This is a genomic window from Comamonas sp. C24C (assembly GCF_053345995.1).
Genome location: NZ_JBKFBC010000013.1, coordinates 115168 through 130719 on the forward strand (window position 1 = coordinate 115168; position 15552 = coordinate 130719).

Consider the following 15552-nt stretch of genomic DNA (forward strand, 5'->3'; position numbering starts at 1 on the left):
TCTGGATGCGCCAGCCTTCGGAAAGCCTTACCCATTCGTCTTCATAGAAGCCGATGGCGTCGTAGCGCAGATGACTGCGCGGGCCCAGTCCCTGATGCACGGCACGCACCTGGATCCTGCTGCGTGGGCGAGCCGGGTTGTCGGCATCGACCTCCAGATTGCCCAGCAGATGCTGGGTGGGGCCGCAGCCGTCAAGGTGTGTGCTGATCATGCGGCGCACCTTGGCGACCCCTTCGCAGAGGTAGCTGCCACCATAGACCGTGGTGCAGTCGGGTGCGAACACCTGCTGCAGCAGGTCCCAGTTGCGTGTGTCGCAGGCCGTGGCGTAGCGGATCAGGGTCTGGGCCAGAGCATGTTCCAGAAGAATCTGCTCCAGCGTGCTTGCTGCGGTCTGCATCACAGTTTGCCGTTCACGGAGGACTGGGGTTCTGGTTTGAGCATGCCGCCCGCATGGCCGATGCCGCCTGCGCTGCCTGCAGCATGTGCATGTCTGGGCTGCTGGTGCAAGCGCTTGACACGCGCCTTGGCTTCGGCCGCACCCACATTCAGCCAGTAGGCCATGGCGGGCAGCAGGAAGATGGCGCCCAGCATGTTCACGAGGAACATGAAGGCCAGAAGAATGCCCATGTCAGCCTGGAACTTCAGCGCCGAGAAAGCCCAGGTGCCCACACCTATGGACATGGTCAGTGCCGTGAAGATGGCGGCATTGCCGCGCTGGCGCATGGCTTCATAGAAGGCCTCGCGCAGCGTGATGTCGCGCTCGCGCAGCTCGTGTTGCATGCTCTCGAACAGGTAGATGCCGTAGTCCACGCCCACGCCCACGCCCAGGGCCACCACGGGCAGCGTGGGGACCTTCAGGCCAATGCCCAGTATGGCCATCAAGGCATTGCAGAGTATGGAGACGATGGCCAGGGGCACGACAATGCACAGCACGGCGCGCCAGCTACGGAAGGTCAGCCAGCATAGCAAGGTAATGGCGCCGAAGATGGAGCCCAGCATCTGCACTTCAGCATGTTCCACGGCTTCGTTGGTGGCGACCGCGACACCGGCATTGCCCCCGGCCAGCAGGAACTTGACGTTGGGCGTATTGTCCGCAGCGATGAAGTGGCGCACCTCGTCCACCACATGGGTCAGTGTGGCGCCTTCGTGGTCCTTGAGGAAGACTTGCAGATTGATGACCTTGCAGCCTTCGGTGTTCAGGCCCAGATCGGGAGACAGTGCCTTGGCACCCGAGCGCAACGCGGCTTCGGTGCGCTGCAGCGCCGCCCAGCGAGGGTTGCCCTCGTTGTTGCTGGAAGCCGCAATCTTGGCCAGACCGGAGACGCTGGAGACCGATTGCACGCCGTCGACCCGGCGCATGCGCGATTCGAAGCGCTCCACGGCATTCATCACCTGCCAGTTCAGGCAGCCTTCGTCGAGATTGGAGGTTTCGACGAAGACGGACAGCACATCCATGCCGATCGAGTAGCTGCCGATGATGTTGTCGTTGTCGCGGTTGTAGCGCGATTCGGCGCGCAGTTCCGGAGCGCCCGTGCCCACGTCGCCGGTCAGCAGCTTGCGCGACTCGTAGGTGCCCGCGGCCAGCAGCAGCAGCGACACCACCAGCGTCAGCATGGCGGGGCGGGACTCGGCCAGTGCCGACAGCTTCCACCAGAGGGGGTTGCGTCCGTTGGCGGTGGAGGAGGGCGCCTGCAAGGCTTTTTTCTCCAGGCGCAGATTGGCCAGCACCGCGGGCAGGAAGACCTTGTTGGTGATGATCATCAGCAGCACGCCCATGCAGGCGGTCACACCCAGCTCGTGCACGATGGGGATGTCGATCAGCATGATGACCATGAAGCCCAGGGCATTGGTCAGCAGTGCCAGAGCGCCGGGAATGGCCAGCTTGCGAATCGCGTTCTCGGCGGCCAGCCTGGAGCTGAGGCCGGCGCGCACGTCATGCTTCCAGGCGCCCGTCATCTGCACGGCGTGGGATACGCCGATGGAGAAGATCAGAAAGGGCACCAGGATGGACATGGGATCGATGCCGTAGCCGATCAGCGGCAGGATGCCGAGCAGCCAGATCACAGGCAGCAATGCCACGGCCAGCCCGACTACCGTGATGTTGGTGGACCGGGTATAGAGGCGCAGCATGATGGCCGTGATGACAAAGGCGATGGCGAAAAAGGTCATGACCGTGGTCAGCCCGTCCATCACATCGCCCAGCACCTTGGAGAAGCCGATGATGTGAATCGAGATGTCCTTGTTCTCGAACTTGCTGCGGATCTCTTCCAGGCGCTGCGCAACCTGGTGATAGTCGAGCTTTTCGCCGCTCTTGGGGTCGACCTCGAGCAGGTCGGCGCGCACCATGGCGGACTTCAGATCGTTGCTGACCAGGGAGCCGATCTGGCCGGACTTGGCCACGTTGGAGCGCACCTGGGCCAGGCCTTGCTCGTTGGCTTCGAAGCGGGACGGAATAAGTACCTCACCCACGTAGCCGTCTTCGGTGATCTCGATGTACTTCACGTTCGGTGTGAACAGCGAATACACCTGGCCGCGATTGACGCCGGGGGTGAAGAAGACTTCGTCCGTCACGCCGCGCAGCGTATCGAGGAATTCCTTGTTGTAGATGTCGCCTTGCTGGCCCTTCCACTCAACGCTCACCAGAATGCGGTTGGCGCCCGAGAAGGTGGCTGCATGCTTGAGAAACGCCGTCATGTACTCATGGCGCATGGGGATCAGCTTGTTGAAGCCGGGGTCCAGATGCGTGCGCATGGCCGAGGCGGCCAGCAGTGCCGTGGCAATCAGCGTCAGTACGACGATGGACTTGCTCCACGAGATCAGCCAGCGTGCCGTGGATGCAATGAACCGGTCCAGCCGGCTGGTGGGGTCGCTCAGAGTCATGGGGTCGCTCCTGGGTCAGCCTGAGTGGCTGCCTTGGCTTGTTGTGAAGGAGGGAAGGGCTGGAGACCCGCATCGCTGGACATCCAGCCGCTGTCAGGGCCGGTCAGAACGATGTCGGTCAGGGTGGCGCGGCCTTTGGCGCGTTGCAGACTGAAGCTCTTGCCGCCGTCCTTGCTCAGGCCCAGCATGCTGCCCTGTCCCACCAGGATGAGGGTTCCGTCCTTTTCCTGGGCATGGCCGAAAAAGGAAACCGGAGCTGGTATCGCCGACTTGAGCCATGGCGTGCCGGGCGCTGCCTGCACGAAGGCGTTGCCGCGCATGCCGTAGATCAGCCAGCCGCCCTCGCGCGTGGCCATGGCGTTGTAGAAAGAGCCCTTGTAGAACTCGGGCTCGATCTGCCAGCTGGCGCCGGAGTCCTCGGATCTGATGACCAGACCGCGCTCGCCCACGATCAGCCAGTGCTTGCCGTCCTCGGTGCTGGCAATGCGGTTCATATGCTTGTCCTCGACCTCTGCGGGCAGGGCCAGCGGCTCCCAGGTCTGGCCGTTGTCCCTGGAGGTGATGGCACGGCCGAAGGCGCCGACGCTGATCCAGTCGCCCGAGGGAAGGCGTGCGATCGACATCAGAGGCTCACCGTTTTCCTTGGAGAAGGCGACCTCCTCCCAGGTGCTGCCGCCGTCCCTGCTGCGCAGAATCCAGCCCTCGTGACCCACGGCAAAGCCGGTTTTTCTGTCGGGCGCAAAAGTCATGCTGATAAGCAGTGCCTGGCGCTGCTCCTTGATCCGTGCCTGCAGCCAGTGTGCGCCCTTGTCGTCCGAGTACAGGATCTCGCCCAGTGCGCCAGCGGCCAGCAGACGTTCACCCACCTGTGTGACGGTGTTGAAATGGCTGCGCTCGACGCCAATGGTGGTGGGCGCCAGCGGGGGCGGTGTGCGGGGCGCAAAGGCGAGCGCTGAGGCGAAGGCCACCAATGCTGCTGCGCCTATACCGACGGCTGTTTTCACGTTGTCTCCTTGTTGATTCGTACACGCTGTGCATGTATTGCAAACACGGGTGCAGGTTCTTGATTTGGAGCTTCAGCAACATCGTCCGAATGGACGTTTGCCCGGAGAATTAGGGGTATGTACGGGGCCGGCTTTTTAGTCTCTACAGACGATGGATTCGGTCTGCTTCATTTACACAATGAATGCACACTTTCTTGGTAAGGGAGACATATGGGTTTGCAAGGAAAAGCGGCGCTGGTTGGCGTCGCGCAGTACAAGCCGCAGAAGTACGCAACGGCTCCACGCATGTTCCATCTGGAGCAGGTGGCCGACCTGACGCTGCAGGCTCTGGAGGACGCCGGCATGGAGCTGTCCGAGGTGGACGGCCTGATCACCAGCGCTCCGCACTTTCATGAGGCCAGCTGCTTTGTGCCGGCCATGGCCGGCGAGTACCTGGGCGTGCGCCTGAACTTTGCCGAAGTGGTCGACCTGGGTGGGGCCAGCTCCGTGGCCATGGTCTGGCGCGCGGCGGCAGCGATCGAGCTGGGGCTGTGCAACACCGTGGTCTGCGTGCTGCCGTCGCGCATGGCACCGATCTCCGAGCATGACGACCACATCAAGGAAGTCATGAAGGCCAGCCGCTTCGGCGGCCACAGCACCCGCTTTGGCGCACCCGAGGCCGAGATGGATCTGCCCTATGGTCACATGGCGCAGAACACTGGTTACGCCATGATTGCCCAGCGCTACGGCGCGGTCCATGGCTACGACGCGGCCGCTCTGGCGCGCATTTGCGTGGACCAGCGCTTCAATGCCTGCCACAACCCCGATGCCATGTTCTACGGCCAGCCCATCACCGTCGATGACGTGCTGAACTCGCGCATGGTGGCCGACCCTCTGCATGTACTGGAAATCGTGCTGCCAGCTGCGGGCGGCGGCGCCATGATCGTCACCCGTGCAGACCGCGCCAGAACCACCAGACACCGCCCCGTCAGCATCGTCGGCTGCGGCGAGCATGTGAGCAGCAAGTCGCCCACCTATATGGCCGACATGCTGCAGACCCCCATCGGTCCGGCCTCTGCCAAGGCTTTCGAGATGGCGGGCATGCGCCCTTCCGATATGCATATGGCGCAGATCTATGACTGCTACACGATCACCGTGATGCTGACGCTGGAAGACGCGGGCTTTTGCGAGAAGGGCAAGGGCATGGACTTCCTGCGCAACAACGATTTCACCTTCAAGGGCAACTTCCCCATGAACACCCATGGCGGCCAGCTGAGCTTTGGCCAGTCCGGCACGGCGGGCGGCATGTCCCAGGTGATAGAGGCGGTGCACCAGATTCAGGGGCGTGCCGGCGACAGGCAACTGGGTCGCAACGATCTGGCCTATGTGTCCGGCACCGGTGGCGTGATGAGCGAGCAGGGCGCCTTGATCCTGCGGGGAGCATAAGAACATGGCTTGGAACAAACCTCTGCCCCATCCCACGGAAATTTCTGCGCCGTACTGGGAAGGTCTCAAGGCCCACGAAGTGCGCATTCAGCAATGCGATCGTGGACATTCGCTGTTTTTCCCGCGCACCCATTGCCCTACTTGCGGATCGCGTTCCTTGAAGTGGAGCAAGGTATCGGGCGAGGGCACGCTCTACAGCTTCACCGTTGCGCGCATTCCCACCATGCCCGAATTCACCGACGAGATGCCCCAGGCCCTGGCGGTGGTCGAACTCCGTGAAGGCGTGCGGATCAACACCACCATGGTCGGCGTGGCGCCCGAGGCACTCAAGGTGGGCATGGAGGTGCGCCCCGTGTTTGACGAACGCCCCGGTGAGGTCACCCTGCTGCGCTTTACCGCCCATGCGGGCAGCCATCCGAGCGTCATCAAGGCCGATGCCGAGTCCGAAGTTGCAGTAGTGGAGCAGGCTGTCGCTGCCAAGCGCAAGATTTCCGTCAAGGACATCGAGGCCATGAAGTCGCTGGTGTCCGAGGAGTACAGCCCCTGGTCCAACGAGTTCACCGTGAGCCAGGAAGTCATCGACGAGTTTGCCAGACTCTCGGGCGATGACTACTGGATTCACACCGACCCCGTGCAGGCGCGTGAGAAAAGCCCGTTCGGCACCACCATCGCCCATGGCGCCCTGGTACAGGTGCTGGCCAGTCAGCTCAGGATTCCGCTGGACTACGAGGTGGTGGACTTCAACAACATGGTCAACTATGGCTCGGATCGTCTGCGCTTCCCGACCCCTGTGCCCTCCGGTTGCAAGATCCGTGCGCGGGCCCGCATCAAGGCGGTGGAGCAGGTCAGGAGCGGCGTTCAGGCCACGATGGAGCTCAATATCCACGTGGTCGGCCAGGATCGTCCGGCCGTCATCAACGACCTGGTGATTCTCTACATGTGATCGCCGCAGCCCGCCCTTTGAGGGCGGGTGTTTCAGTTTCTTCAAGGGTTGGGGCTTTGCGCAGGCAAAGCCCTTTTTTTGCGGCCATCCACAAATGGGTCGCTTGCCCTGTGCCGCTTGAAAAATATAAGACAAATTGGCTTTATAGCTATGCCTGTAAATCGATGGCAGCTATCAAATTATGAAGATTGTGCTTGCCATTAGCCCAAGTCGTGCGATGGCACCACCGGGTCATCAGTCTGGGGTTGCCACCTAAGTAAATACCTGCTCATCAAAATGGACGATGTTGCGTTTTTCGTGCTGGCCATACTGCAGACCAGAAGGCCATAGAGCCTGCACAGGAGACAAGCATGAAAACCTCTTTTCGCTGGATGAATGCACTTCGCGCAGTGTCGCTGGCCTCAGCGGCACTGGCGCTATACCTGCCCGCCATGAATCTGCCACAGAGTGCCGCGGTGGCTGCGCAGGCGGACTCTGCGCTCAAGCTGCCCGCCGGCATCGTGCTGGCCAGTGCCCAGACTTCCTGGAGCGCGGTTTTTTCATCGGGCTATTGAGTCTCGGCAGACCCCGAATCCTGCGGTTTTTTGCTGCTTAGCCGACTTTGATCTCTGGGCGATTTCTGTACTGTAAAGTACAGGTAAATGAGACTGATTCTCGATTATGATGCGCACGCTTTTGCACAGCACACAGGTTGTAGCCAATTGATGCCGTAGTCGTTGCGGACGATACCCGCCAAGCCGAATTACAACTCCGTATAACGAGGCATTCATGGCATTGAGGTATTCGCCGCTGGCAGCGGCATTGGGGCTGGCTTTTTCCAGCGCGGCATGGGCGCAGAAGGCTCCAGAGGTGGTACTGGACGAGGTACAGGTCCGCAGCGATCGCCAGCCGGATTCGAGCTACAACCCTCCCACGGCAACGAGCGCCACCAAGATCGAGGCCCCGCTGCGTGATATTCCTCAGACCGTGAATGTGGTGCCGCAGAGCCTGCTGCGCGACCAGGCAGCGCAGTCCATGCAGGACGCTCTCAAGGCCGTTCCCGGTGTGGGCTTCTCTCATGGCGACGGCCAGCGCGACCAGGTCACCATTCGCGGCTTCTCGGCGATTGCCGACCAGTTCGTGGACGGCCTGCGCGATGACGCACTGTACTTCCGCGATCTGTCCAATATCGAGCAGATCGAAGTGCTCAAGGGCCCGGCATCGGTGCTGTACGGGCGCGGCTCATCGGGCGGTCTGATCAATCGCATCACCAAGAAGCCCGGCGTCAATCTCAGCGAAGTGTGCTTGACTCTGGGGCGCTGGAACCAGCGCCGCGGCGAGTTCGACCTGGCACGCGCGCCACAGGACAGTGCAGTCTCCTATCGCCTGACCGGCGCTATAGAGCGCGCCGACAGCTTCCGCGACCAGCAGTTTCTCGACCGCAAGGCGCTCGCGGCATCGGTGCTGATCAAGCCCAGCTCGGATACCAGCGTGCTGTTGCAGGCCGATTATCTGAAGGACAGCCGCCTGACGGACTTCGGTATTCCCGCGTACCAGGGCCGACCTGTCAATGTGTCGCCCGGCACCTACTACGGCGCGGCCAATGCCAGGGATGTGGATGTCAGCCGTGCCGAAGTGGCATCGCTGGGGGCGACGCTGAATCACCGCATCAGCGACAGCCTGTCCTTGCGCAATGCCTTGCGCTTCTACGACTACTCGCTGGATAGAAACAACACGCTCGTGGGCTCGGTCAACGAAAAGGCCCTGACCGCATCGCTGACCCGGGGCAATGTCCAGCGTGATGAGAGCGGCTTTTTCAACCAGACCGAATTGACCCAGAAGCTTGAGCTGGCGGGGATGAAGCATCAGCTGCTGTACGGCTTTGAATTCGGTCGCCAGAGCAAGGACCTGCTGTCATACAGCCAGGCCAATGTGGCGACGGTCTCGCTGTTCAATCCGGTGCTGCCGACTTTGCCGCTGCGCATCAACGGCAAGCCTTCGGCGGACAATCACAGCGTCTTCAAGGTGGCCAGCCTGTATCTGCAGGATCTGGTCAGCATCAACTCTCAGTGGAAGGCTCTGGCCGGCGTGCGCTATGACCGTTTCCAGCAGGAAACGCACGAGCGCCAGCCGGGCAAGCCGGATCTGGGCCGCACGGACACGGCCTGGAGCCCGCGCGTCGGGCTGGTCTATCAGCCATCGTCGGCATGGTCTTACTATGCATCGTGGAGCAAGTCCTTCCAGCCCTCGGGCGAAACCTTTGCCCTGGCGGCCAACAATGCGCAACTGGCACCGGAAAAAACCACCAGTCAGGAAGTCGGCGTCAAATGGGATCTGCCTGATGGCAAGGCGTCGGTCACTGCCTCGCTGTTCAAGCTGGAGCGCACCAATATCAAGAGCGTCGATCCTGTCAGCAACACCGTGGTGCCTCTGGGCGTGCAGCGCACCAACGGGCTGGAGCTGACCTTTGCCGGAGAGATTGCACCGAGCTGGCAGGTCTGGGCCGGCTACGCATTCCTCGATGGCGAGATGACCACATCGCCTGCCGTCGATGCCGGCCAGCCGGTTCAGGGCAAGCGCCCCACGCTGACGCCCAGGCAAAGTGCCAACCTCTGGGTGACCAAGGCGCTGGGCCACGGTTTCGGCCTGGGCGGGGGGCTGAACTATGTCGGCGCCCGGTATGCCAATCCTGGCAATACCGTGACCTTGCCAGGCTACACCACGGTGGATGCCATGGCCTACTACCGCATGGGCCCCTGGGATGTGCAGCTCAAGCTCAACAATCTGCTGGATCGTCGCTACATCGTGGCTGGTCATGGCAGCTCGCCGAACCTCAACCTGCCGGGGGCACCGCGCTCGGCCCAGGTGGTGGCGCGCTATCGCTTCTAGAAAAGCTGGGGCATAGAGCCCGGGCCGGTTGGCCTGGGTCAGAGCCGCTGCCAGGGCCGACGGCTGGATGGATAGAGGCCTGACGCTCAGGACGATGCCGCAAAAAAGGGTTCAACGGCCGCCCCAAGCAGCCGCTGAACCCGATACAAAGTGGCAAAGAGAATGTGAAGTCAGGCGATCAGGCAGCCACGGCCACCTTTTGTGCCTGCTTCTGGCGCTCGCGTACCATGGTCAGTGCGGTGTCTTCGATCATGTCTTCCTGGCCGCCCACCATGCCGCGGCGGCCCAGCTCCAGCAGCAGCTCGCGCGCGGGGATGCCGTACTTGGCTTCGGCACGCTTGGCAAACAGCAGGAAGCTGCCGTAGACGCCGGCATAGCCCAGAGTCAGTGCGTCGCGGTCGATGCGGATGGGGAAGTCCATCAAGGGCACGACCAGGTCTTCGGCAACGTCCTGAATCTTGAACACGTCCACGCCGGTTTCAATGCCCATGCGCGCGCATACGGCCACCAGCACTTCCATGGGCGTGTTGCCCGCGCCAGCGCCCAGGCCTGCGGCCGCGGCGTCAATGCGATTGGCACCGACTTCGACGGCGGCCAGCGAGTTGGCGATGCCCATGGCCAGGTTGTGGTGGCCATGGAAGCCCAGCTCGGTCTCGGCCTTGAGGGCCTGGCGAACGGCGGACAGGCGCTTCTTCACGTCATCGGGCAGCATATAGCCGGCCGAGTCGGTGATGTAGATGCAGTTGGCGCCGTAGCTTTCCATCAGCCTGGCCTGCTTGACCAGACCTTCGGCGCTGTTCATGTGGGCCATCATCAGAAAGCCCACGGTGTCCATGCCCATCTTGCGGGCCATGGAGATGTGCTGCTCGGAGACATCGGCCTCGGTGCAATGCGTGGCCACTCGGATGGTGGAGACGCCCAGCTCATGGGCCATCTTCAGGTGGTCGACGGTGCCGATGCCGGGCAGCAGCAGGGCCGAGACCTTGGCCTGCTTCATCAGCGGGATGACGGTGGACAGGTATTCCTCGTCTGTGTGCGCAGGAAAGCCGTAGTTGACCGAGCTGCCGCCCAGGCCGTCGCCATGGGTCACTTCAATCAGGGGTACGCCGGCTGCGTCCAGGCCGCAGGCCACGGACTTCATCTGCTCCAGCGTCATCTGGTGGCGCTTGGGGTGCATGCCGTCACGCAGCGTCATGTCGTGAACGGTGATCTTCTTACCTTTGAGGGACATGTTCTTCTCTCCTTGATCAGGCGGCAACGGCAGCTTCGGCCAGTTCGAAGCGGCCGGCGAGGATTTCTTCAGCAAACATCTCGGCCGTGCGCGCGGCGGCGGCGGTCATGATGTCCAGATTGCCGGCGTACTTGGGCAGGTAGTCGCCCAGGCCTTCGACCTCCATGTAGATGGAGACGCGGTTGCCGTCGATCACGGGGCCGTTGACCAGCTTGTAGCCGGGCACGTATTTCTGCACTTCCTTGATCATGTCCTGCACCGAGGCTTCGATCTCTTCCTTCTTGGGCGCGTCCACCGTCAGGCAGTGGATGGTGTCGCGCATGATCAGAGGCGGCTCGGCGGGGTTGATGACGATGATGGCCTTGCCTTTTTGCGCGCCGCCGATCTTTTCGACCGCTCCCGAGGTGGTGCGGGTGAACTCGTCGATGTTCTTGCGGGTACCGGGGCCGACGGAGCGGCTGGACACCGTGGCCACGATTTCGCCATAGCTCACGGCCTGCACACGCGAGACTGCCGCCACCATGGGAATGGTGGCCTGACCGCCGCAGGTGACCATGTTCACGTTCATGGCCTTTTCAGCCACCTTCTCGGCCAGGTTCACGCTGGGCACGCAGTAGGGGCCGATGGCCGCAGGCGTGAGATCAATCATCAGCACGCCCAGCTCGTTGAGCTTGCGGCTGTTTTCGGCGTGGACATAGGCGCTGGTGGCGTCGAAGGCGATCTGGATGCCGTCTTCCTTGACGAAAGGCAGCAGGCCGTCCACGCCTTCGGCCGTGGTCTTGATACCCATTTCACGGGCGCGCTTGAGACCATCGGATTCAGGGTCGATGCCGACCATCCACACAGGCTCCAGCAGGGGAGAGCGCTGCAGTTTCATGAGCAGATCGGTGCCGATATTGCCGGGGCCGATCAGTGCGCACTTGATTTTCTTTTGCGTCATGGTGTCTTACTCCGTGAATTGAATGGAACAGCTGCCCAGGCCTTCGATGACCATCTCGAAGCGGTCGCCGGCAGCGGCAGGCACCAGCGGGGCGAGGGAGCCCGAGAGAATGACCTCGCCGGCCTTGAAGGGAATGCCAAAAGCGCCAAGCGTGTTCGCCAGCCAGGCCACGGCTTCGGCAGGGTGGCCTTGCACGGCGCTGCCCAGGCCCGATCCGGCGGGTTGGCCGTTCTTGCTCATCTGCATGGAAGCAGCGGCCAGATTCAGCGTGGCCGGATCGGTGTGCTGCTTGCCGATGACAAAGACGCCGCAGGACGCGTTGTCGGCCACTGTGTCCTGGATCTTGATCTTCCAGTCATTGATGCGTGAATCGACGATCTCGAAGCAGGGTGCTACCCACTCAGTGGCTGCCAGCACGTCTTCGCGGGTCACGCCCGGGCCTTGCAGGTCTTTCTTGAGCATGAAGGCGATCTCGCCTTCGGCGCGGGGTTGGATCAGGCCTGCAGACTTAAGCGAGACGGCGGCGCCGTCCTCGTATTCCATGGAGTCGGTCAGAAATCCGAAGTCGGGCTGGAACACACCCAGCATGTCCTGCACGGGCTTGGAGGTCACGCCGATCTTCTTGCCGATCACACGTTCGCCCGATGCTTCGCGCAGGCGCAGCATGTGCAGGGAGATGTGATAGGCATCCTCGACCGTCATTTCGGGGTGGCTGTCGGTCAGCGGTGCCAGCGTCCTGGCCGAGCGCAGTGCCTCATAAAGGCGCTGGCCTTGCGTTTCGATGAACTGCTTGTCACTCATTGCTTCAACCGTTCTTCATGAAGTCGATGCAGCTGCGGTTGAACATCTCGCGATGCTCGACCTGCACCCAGTGGCCGCACTGGTTGACCAGCACCACGCGGCAGTTCTTGATGCCCTTGGCCAGCTTGTCGGCACCGCCCACGGGATTGAAGGCGTCCTGCATGCCCCAGAAGCCCAGCACATTGCACTTCAGATCGGGCAGTTGCTCTGTCATATTGGGGATATACAGACGCTGGCGTGAGGCTTCGGTCTGGGTCAGGGCAATGGGTGCGCGCTCGTTGATGATCTCGTCGGTCAGCAGCGCCTGGTCCACCACCTGCATGCTCATGACGGCGCGCATGGCTTCTGGGCCGGTCTTGCCCGACTTGTAGACATTGAACATATTGGCAATGCCGGGCATGGTCATATAGGCTTCGAACTCTTCCACGCCGCCGGGAGCCATGAGGATCAGGCTCTTCACATCTTCGGGGTACTTGAGCGCATAGCCCAGAGCCACGGCACCGCCCAGCGAGTTGCCCAGAATGGTGATGTTCTTCAGGCCCAGTTGGTCCACCAGACCTTTGACGCCGGCGATGAAGAAATCCATGTCGTACTGCCTGGGCTCCTCGGTCTTGGACGACAGGCCGTAGCCCAGCAGGTCGGGGACGATGGAGCGGAAACCCGCCTTGGCAAATTCAGGGTAGTTGCCCTTGAAGTTGCTGTAACCGCTGGCGCCGGTGCCTGCGCCATGCAGAAAGATCACGGGGTCACCCGAACCCTGCTCGTGGTAGTGCACGCGCTGGGGATGGCCGGCCACATTGCCGATGTCCACATATTTGCCCTCGGGAATGGAAAAAGTGCTCATCTCTGTTCTTTATGGTTGGAGTGGGTAGGCGAAGGCTGTCTCCTGCCTTCGGGTGAGGAATCGTTGCTGGCTCCAGCTCTCAGGCCTTGGCCTGCCAGAGCTTGGGCAGGCCGGGGTCTGTGGCCGCAATGGCTTTCTTGAGCAGGTTGCGCAAGGTGGCGGCTTCCATCTCGCCCAGGCTGGCGATCAGATCGGTTTCCACGGCCTTGGCGGCGGCCAGCACATGGAGGATGGCTTCGTTGCCCTGAGTGGTCAGTTGCAGGGACTCGGCGCGGTCACGGCTTTCTTCCACCCAGCCTTTGCTGATCAGCGACTGCAGGGCCACGGCGCCGATATCGGTGCCGGTATAGGCCATGTGAGAGGCAATCTCGGCAGGCGACTGGGGCTGTTGGATGCTCAGCAGCGAGAGCACGTAGAAATCGGCGTCGGTCATGCCGTAGGCCGCCATGGGCCTACGCAGGCCGCTCAGAAACTGGAAGTGCGCGCGGCCCATCAGATAGCCGATCAGGTTTTCGGAATAGGCGGTGTTGGTGTCGGCTGCGGGTTCGCTGGCCACGGGGCTTGCCTTGCGCGAAGCCATGGCGTAGCCACCCGTCACATAGAGCAGCGGTGGGTGAGGGTTGGCGTCGTAGCCTGTGACCTCGCCCACGAAGATGATGTGGTCGCCGCCGTCGTACTGGAAGGCTGTCTTGCACTTGAAGCGGGCGCTGCAGTCTTGCAGCAGCGGGGCATGGGCTTCCTCGGAGTCCAGCGGCAGGCCCGAGAACTTGTCCTCGCCGACGCGTGCAAAGCGGTTGGAAAGTGCTTCTTGCTCGTTGGAGAGAATGTGCACGTTCCAGGTGCTGGCGCTCTGGAACACCGGCAGGCTGCGCGCGTTCTTGGCCAGGCTCCACAGCACCATGGGGGGCTCCAGCGAAACCGAATTGAAGCTGTTGGCGGTGATTCCTACAGGCTCGCCATTCTCGGCACGGGTGGTGACGATGGTGACCCCGGTGCCGAACATGCCCAGGGCACGGCGAAAGTCTTTGGGGTCGAAGGTTGCTGCAGTACTTTGCATGAGGTGAATGTCTCCTTGCTGCAAGAGTGCTGCGAACGGGGTTTTGATGAATCCTTCACTTGGACTAGCAAGGGAAAGCCGGGACTGGTATTTGTCCTAGGCCCTGTGTTTTTGGTGCACCGGATCCGGTTCCCGAAAGCTCCGAAAACGCCAGCGTCATCGTTAGTCTGATCGGACGATGAACGGAAAATTGCATGGTGCGAGCATTTCTGTCATAGGCGAGAAGCCTTGCCCACCACACCACAAGCCGTCCGGTGGAGCGGCAACCGGAGACCTGAATGAACACAATGACAGACAACTACCTCACCCCCGATGCGCTGGCCGTGATCGAGCGTGCCAGGGCTCTGGCGCCCAAGCTGGCGGCCCGCGCCCAGCAGGCGGATCGCGAAGGAAAGATCAGCGACGAAACCGTTCAGGAGATGGCCGAGGCAGGTCTGTTCCGTGTGTTGCAGCCCAAGCGCTGGGGCGGCTATGAAATGGATCCCCGTGCGTTCTACAGCGTGCAGATGGAATTGGCCAAGGGCTGCATGTCCACGGCCTGGATCTATGGCGTGGTCGGTGTTCACCCCTGGCAACTGGCGCTGTTTCCCGCTCAGGCGCAGGAAGATGTCTGGGGCAAGGATACGGGCGTGCGCATTGCCTCGACCTATATGCCCACCGGCAAGGCCGAGCCCGTGGAAGGCGGCTTCCGGTTCAACGGTCGCTGGAGCTTCTCCACGGGCTCCAAGCATTGCGACTGGCTGTTTCTCGGCGGCCTGCTGCCCAACCGTGATGGCACGCCCGGTATGGAGCATGTGACCTTTCTGCTGCCCAAGTCCGACTACCGCATCGAGGACAACTGGGATGTGCTGGGCCTGCGCGGCACGGGCAGCCATGACATCGTGGTGGAAAACGCCTTTGTGCCCGCTCACCGCATCCAGTACACCAATGACCATAGCGATGTGGGCTGCCCCGGCCGCAAGGAGAACTCGGGCTGGCTGTTCCGCATCCCGTTCACCCATGTGTTCCAGCGCGCCGTGTCTACGGCATGCCTGGGTGCACTGGAAGGCACGATTGCCGCCTTCACCGAGCGCGCTACGGCCCACGTCGGCAAGCATGGCAACAAGATGGCCGAGGACGTGAACGCCCAGACGGCAGTGACCGAAGCCACGATTGCACTGGACCAGCTCAAGCTGGTTCTGTTCCGCAACTACGCCCGCATCGTCGATGCTGCCAAGACCGGTATTCAGCTGTCGTTGCAAGAGCGCCTGCTGCAGCGTGCGCAGGCTGCCTATGTGCCCAAGCTCACGGGCTTTCATGTCAACGAGATGATGCGCGCCTGCGCTGCCAGCGGCACCTTCAAGAGCAACCCCATCGAGCGTGTGTTCCGCGACATACATCAGGGCCGTACCCATATCGCGAACAATACCGACGCCTATGTGCGTGCCTATGGGTCGCATGTGCTGGGTATTCCTAACCAGGAAGCGTATGTGTAAGTCGTTCTGATTGCGAGTGCGGCAGTGGTCTTTGCAAGGGCTGCTGCCGCATGCAGGTATTTGCAGAAGCCCATCCAATAAAAC

At 61.9% G+C, this 15552-nt stretch carries 13 protein-coding genes; 5 read left to right on the plus strand and 8 right to left on the minus strand.

All coding sequences use genetic code 11. The features are described 5' to 3' along the window. The 3 genes from ACLBXN_RS21110 to ACLBXN_RS21120 form a co-directional block, all read right to left on the minus strand. Positions 1 to 397 (minus strand): nuclear transport factor 2 family protein (locus tag ACLBXN_RS21110; protein ID WP_447613465.1); only part of this gene is annotated, 397 nt, incomplete at its 3' end. Then, positions 397 to 2880 (minus strand): efflux RND transporter permease subunit, encoded by a 2484-nt coding sequence (locus tag ACLBXN_RS21115; RefSeq protein WP_447613466.1) that lies wholly within the window; start codon positions 2878 to 2880, stop codon positions 397 to 399. The genes ACLBXN_RS21115 and ACLBXN_RS21110, both read right to left, overlap by 1 nt. Beyond that, positions 2877 to 3884 carry a WD40/YVTN/BNR-like repeat-containing protein gene (locus tag ACLBXN_RS21120; RefSeq protein WP_447613467.1) on the minus strand — a complete coding sequence of 336 codons (1008 nt, stop codon included), beginning with the start codon at positions 3882 to 3884 and terminating at the stop codon, positions 2877 to 2879. Before ACLBXN_RS21120 ends, ACLBXN_RS21115 begins: the two co-directional genes overlap by 4 nt. Positions 3885 to 4094: 210 nt before the next feature. Here ACLBXN_RS21120 and ACLBXN_RS21125 point away from each other — a divergent pair, with 210 nt between their 5' ends. The 4 genes from ACLBXN_RS21125 to ACLBXN_RS21140 all read left to right on the plus strand — a co-directional run bounded on the left by ACLBXN_RS21125 (position 4095) and on the right by ACLBXN_RS21140 (position 9120). Beyond that, positions 4095 to 5309: a thiolase family protein gene (locus ACLBXN_RS21125; protein WP_003057311.1), complete on the plus strand. Its 1215-nt coding sequence runs from the start codon at positions 4095 to 4097 to the stop codon at positions 5307 to 5309. 4 nt (positions 5310 to 5313) lie between these two features. Beyond that, complete coding sequence (locus ACLBXN_RS21130) at positions 5314 to 6252, plus strand: bifunctional OB-fold nucleic acid binding domain-containing protein/MaoC family dehydratase (protein WP_407715530.1); 939 nt, start codon at positions 5314 to 5316, stop codon at positions 6250 to 6252. Between the two features lie 350 nt (positions 6253 to 6602). Further along, positions 6603 to 6806, plus strand: coding sequence for a hypothetical protein (locus ACLBXN_RS21135; protein ID WP_447613468.1), 204 nt, complete (start codon positions 6603 to 6605; stop codon positions 6804 to 6806). 214 nt (positions 6807 to 7020) lie between these two features. Then, entirely contained in the window at positions 7021 to 9120 is a 2100-nt protein-coding gene (locus ACLBXN_RS21140; RefSeq protein ID WP_447613469.1) for a TonB-dependent receptor, read from the plus strand. A gap of 178 nt (positions 9121 to 9298) precedes the next feature. Here the strand turns inward: ACLBXN_RS21140 and tesG are convergent, their stop codons facing one another. From tesG to ACLBXN_RS21165, 5 genes are all read right to left on the minus strand, one after another. Further along, positions 9299 to 10351 carry a 4-hydroxy-2-oxovalerate aldolase TesG gene (gene tesG, locus ACLBXN_RS21145; RefSeq protein WP_211455589.1) on the minus strand — a complete coding sequence of 351 codons (1053 nt, stop codon included), beginning with the start codon at positions 10349 to 10351 and terminating at the stop codon, positions 9299 to 9301. Positions 10352 to 10367: 16 nt separating this feature from the next. Then, complete coding sequence (tesF, locus tag ACLBXN_RS21150) at positions 10368 to 11291, minus strand: acetaldehyde dehydrogenase TesF (RefSeq protein ID WP_211455590.1); 924 nt, start codon at positions 11289 to 11291, stop codon at positions 10368 to 10370. A gap of 6 nt (positions 11292 to 11297) precedes the next feature. Next, positions 11298 to 12092, minus strand: coding sequence for a 2-hydroxyhexa-2,4-dienoate hydratase TesE (gene tesE, locus ACLBXN_RS21155; protein ID WP_447613470.1), 795 nt, complete (start codon positions 12090 to 12092; stop codon positions 11298 to 11300). 4 nt (positions 12093 to 12096) lie between these two features. After that, entirely contained in the window at positions 12097 to 12936 is an 840-nt protein-coding gene (locus ACLBXN_RS21160) for an alpha/beta fold hydrolase (RefSeq protein WP_447613471.1), read from the minus strand. A 79-nt stretch (positions 12937 to 13015) separates the two neighbouring features. Continuing rightward, complete coding sequence (locus ACLBXN_RS21165) at positions 13016 to 13993, minus strand: flavin reductase (protein WP_447613472.1); 978 nt, start codon at positions 13991 to 13993, stop codon at positions 13016 to 13018. Positions 13994 to 14280: 287 nt separating this feature from the next. Between ACLBXN_RS21165 and ACLBXN_RS21170 the strand changes: the two genes are divergently transcribed. Continuing rightward, positions 14281 to 15468, plus strand: a complete 1188-nt coding sequence (locus tag ACLBXN_RS21170) for an acyl-CoA dehydrogenase family protein (protein WP_447613508.1) — start codon at positions 14281 to 14283, stop codon at positions 15466 to 15468. The last annotated feature ends 84 nt before the right edge of the window (positions 15469 to 15552 follow it).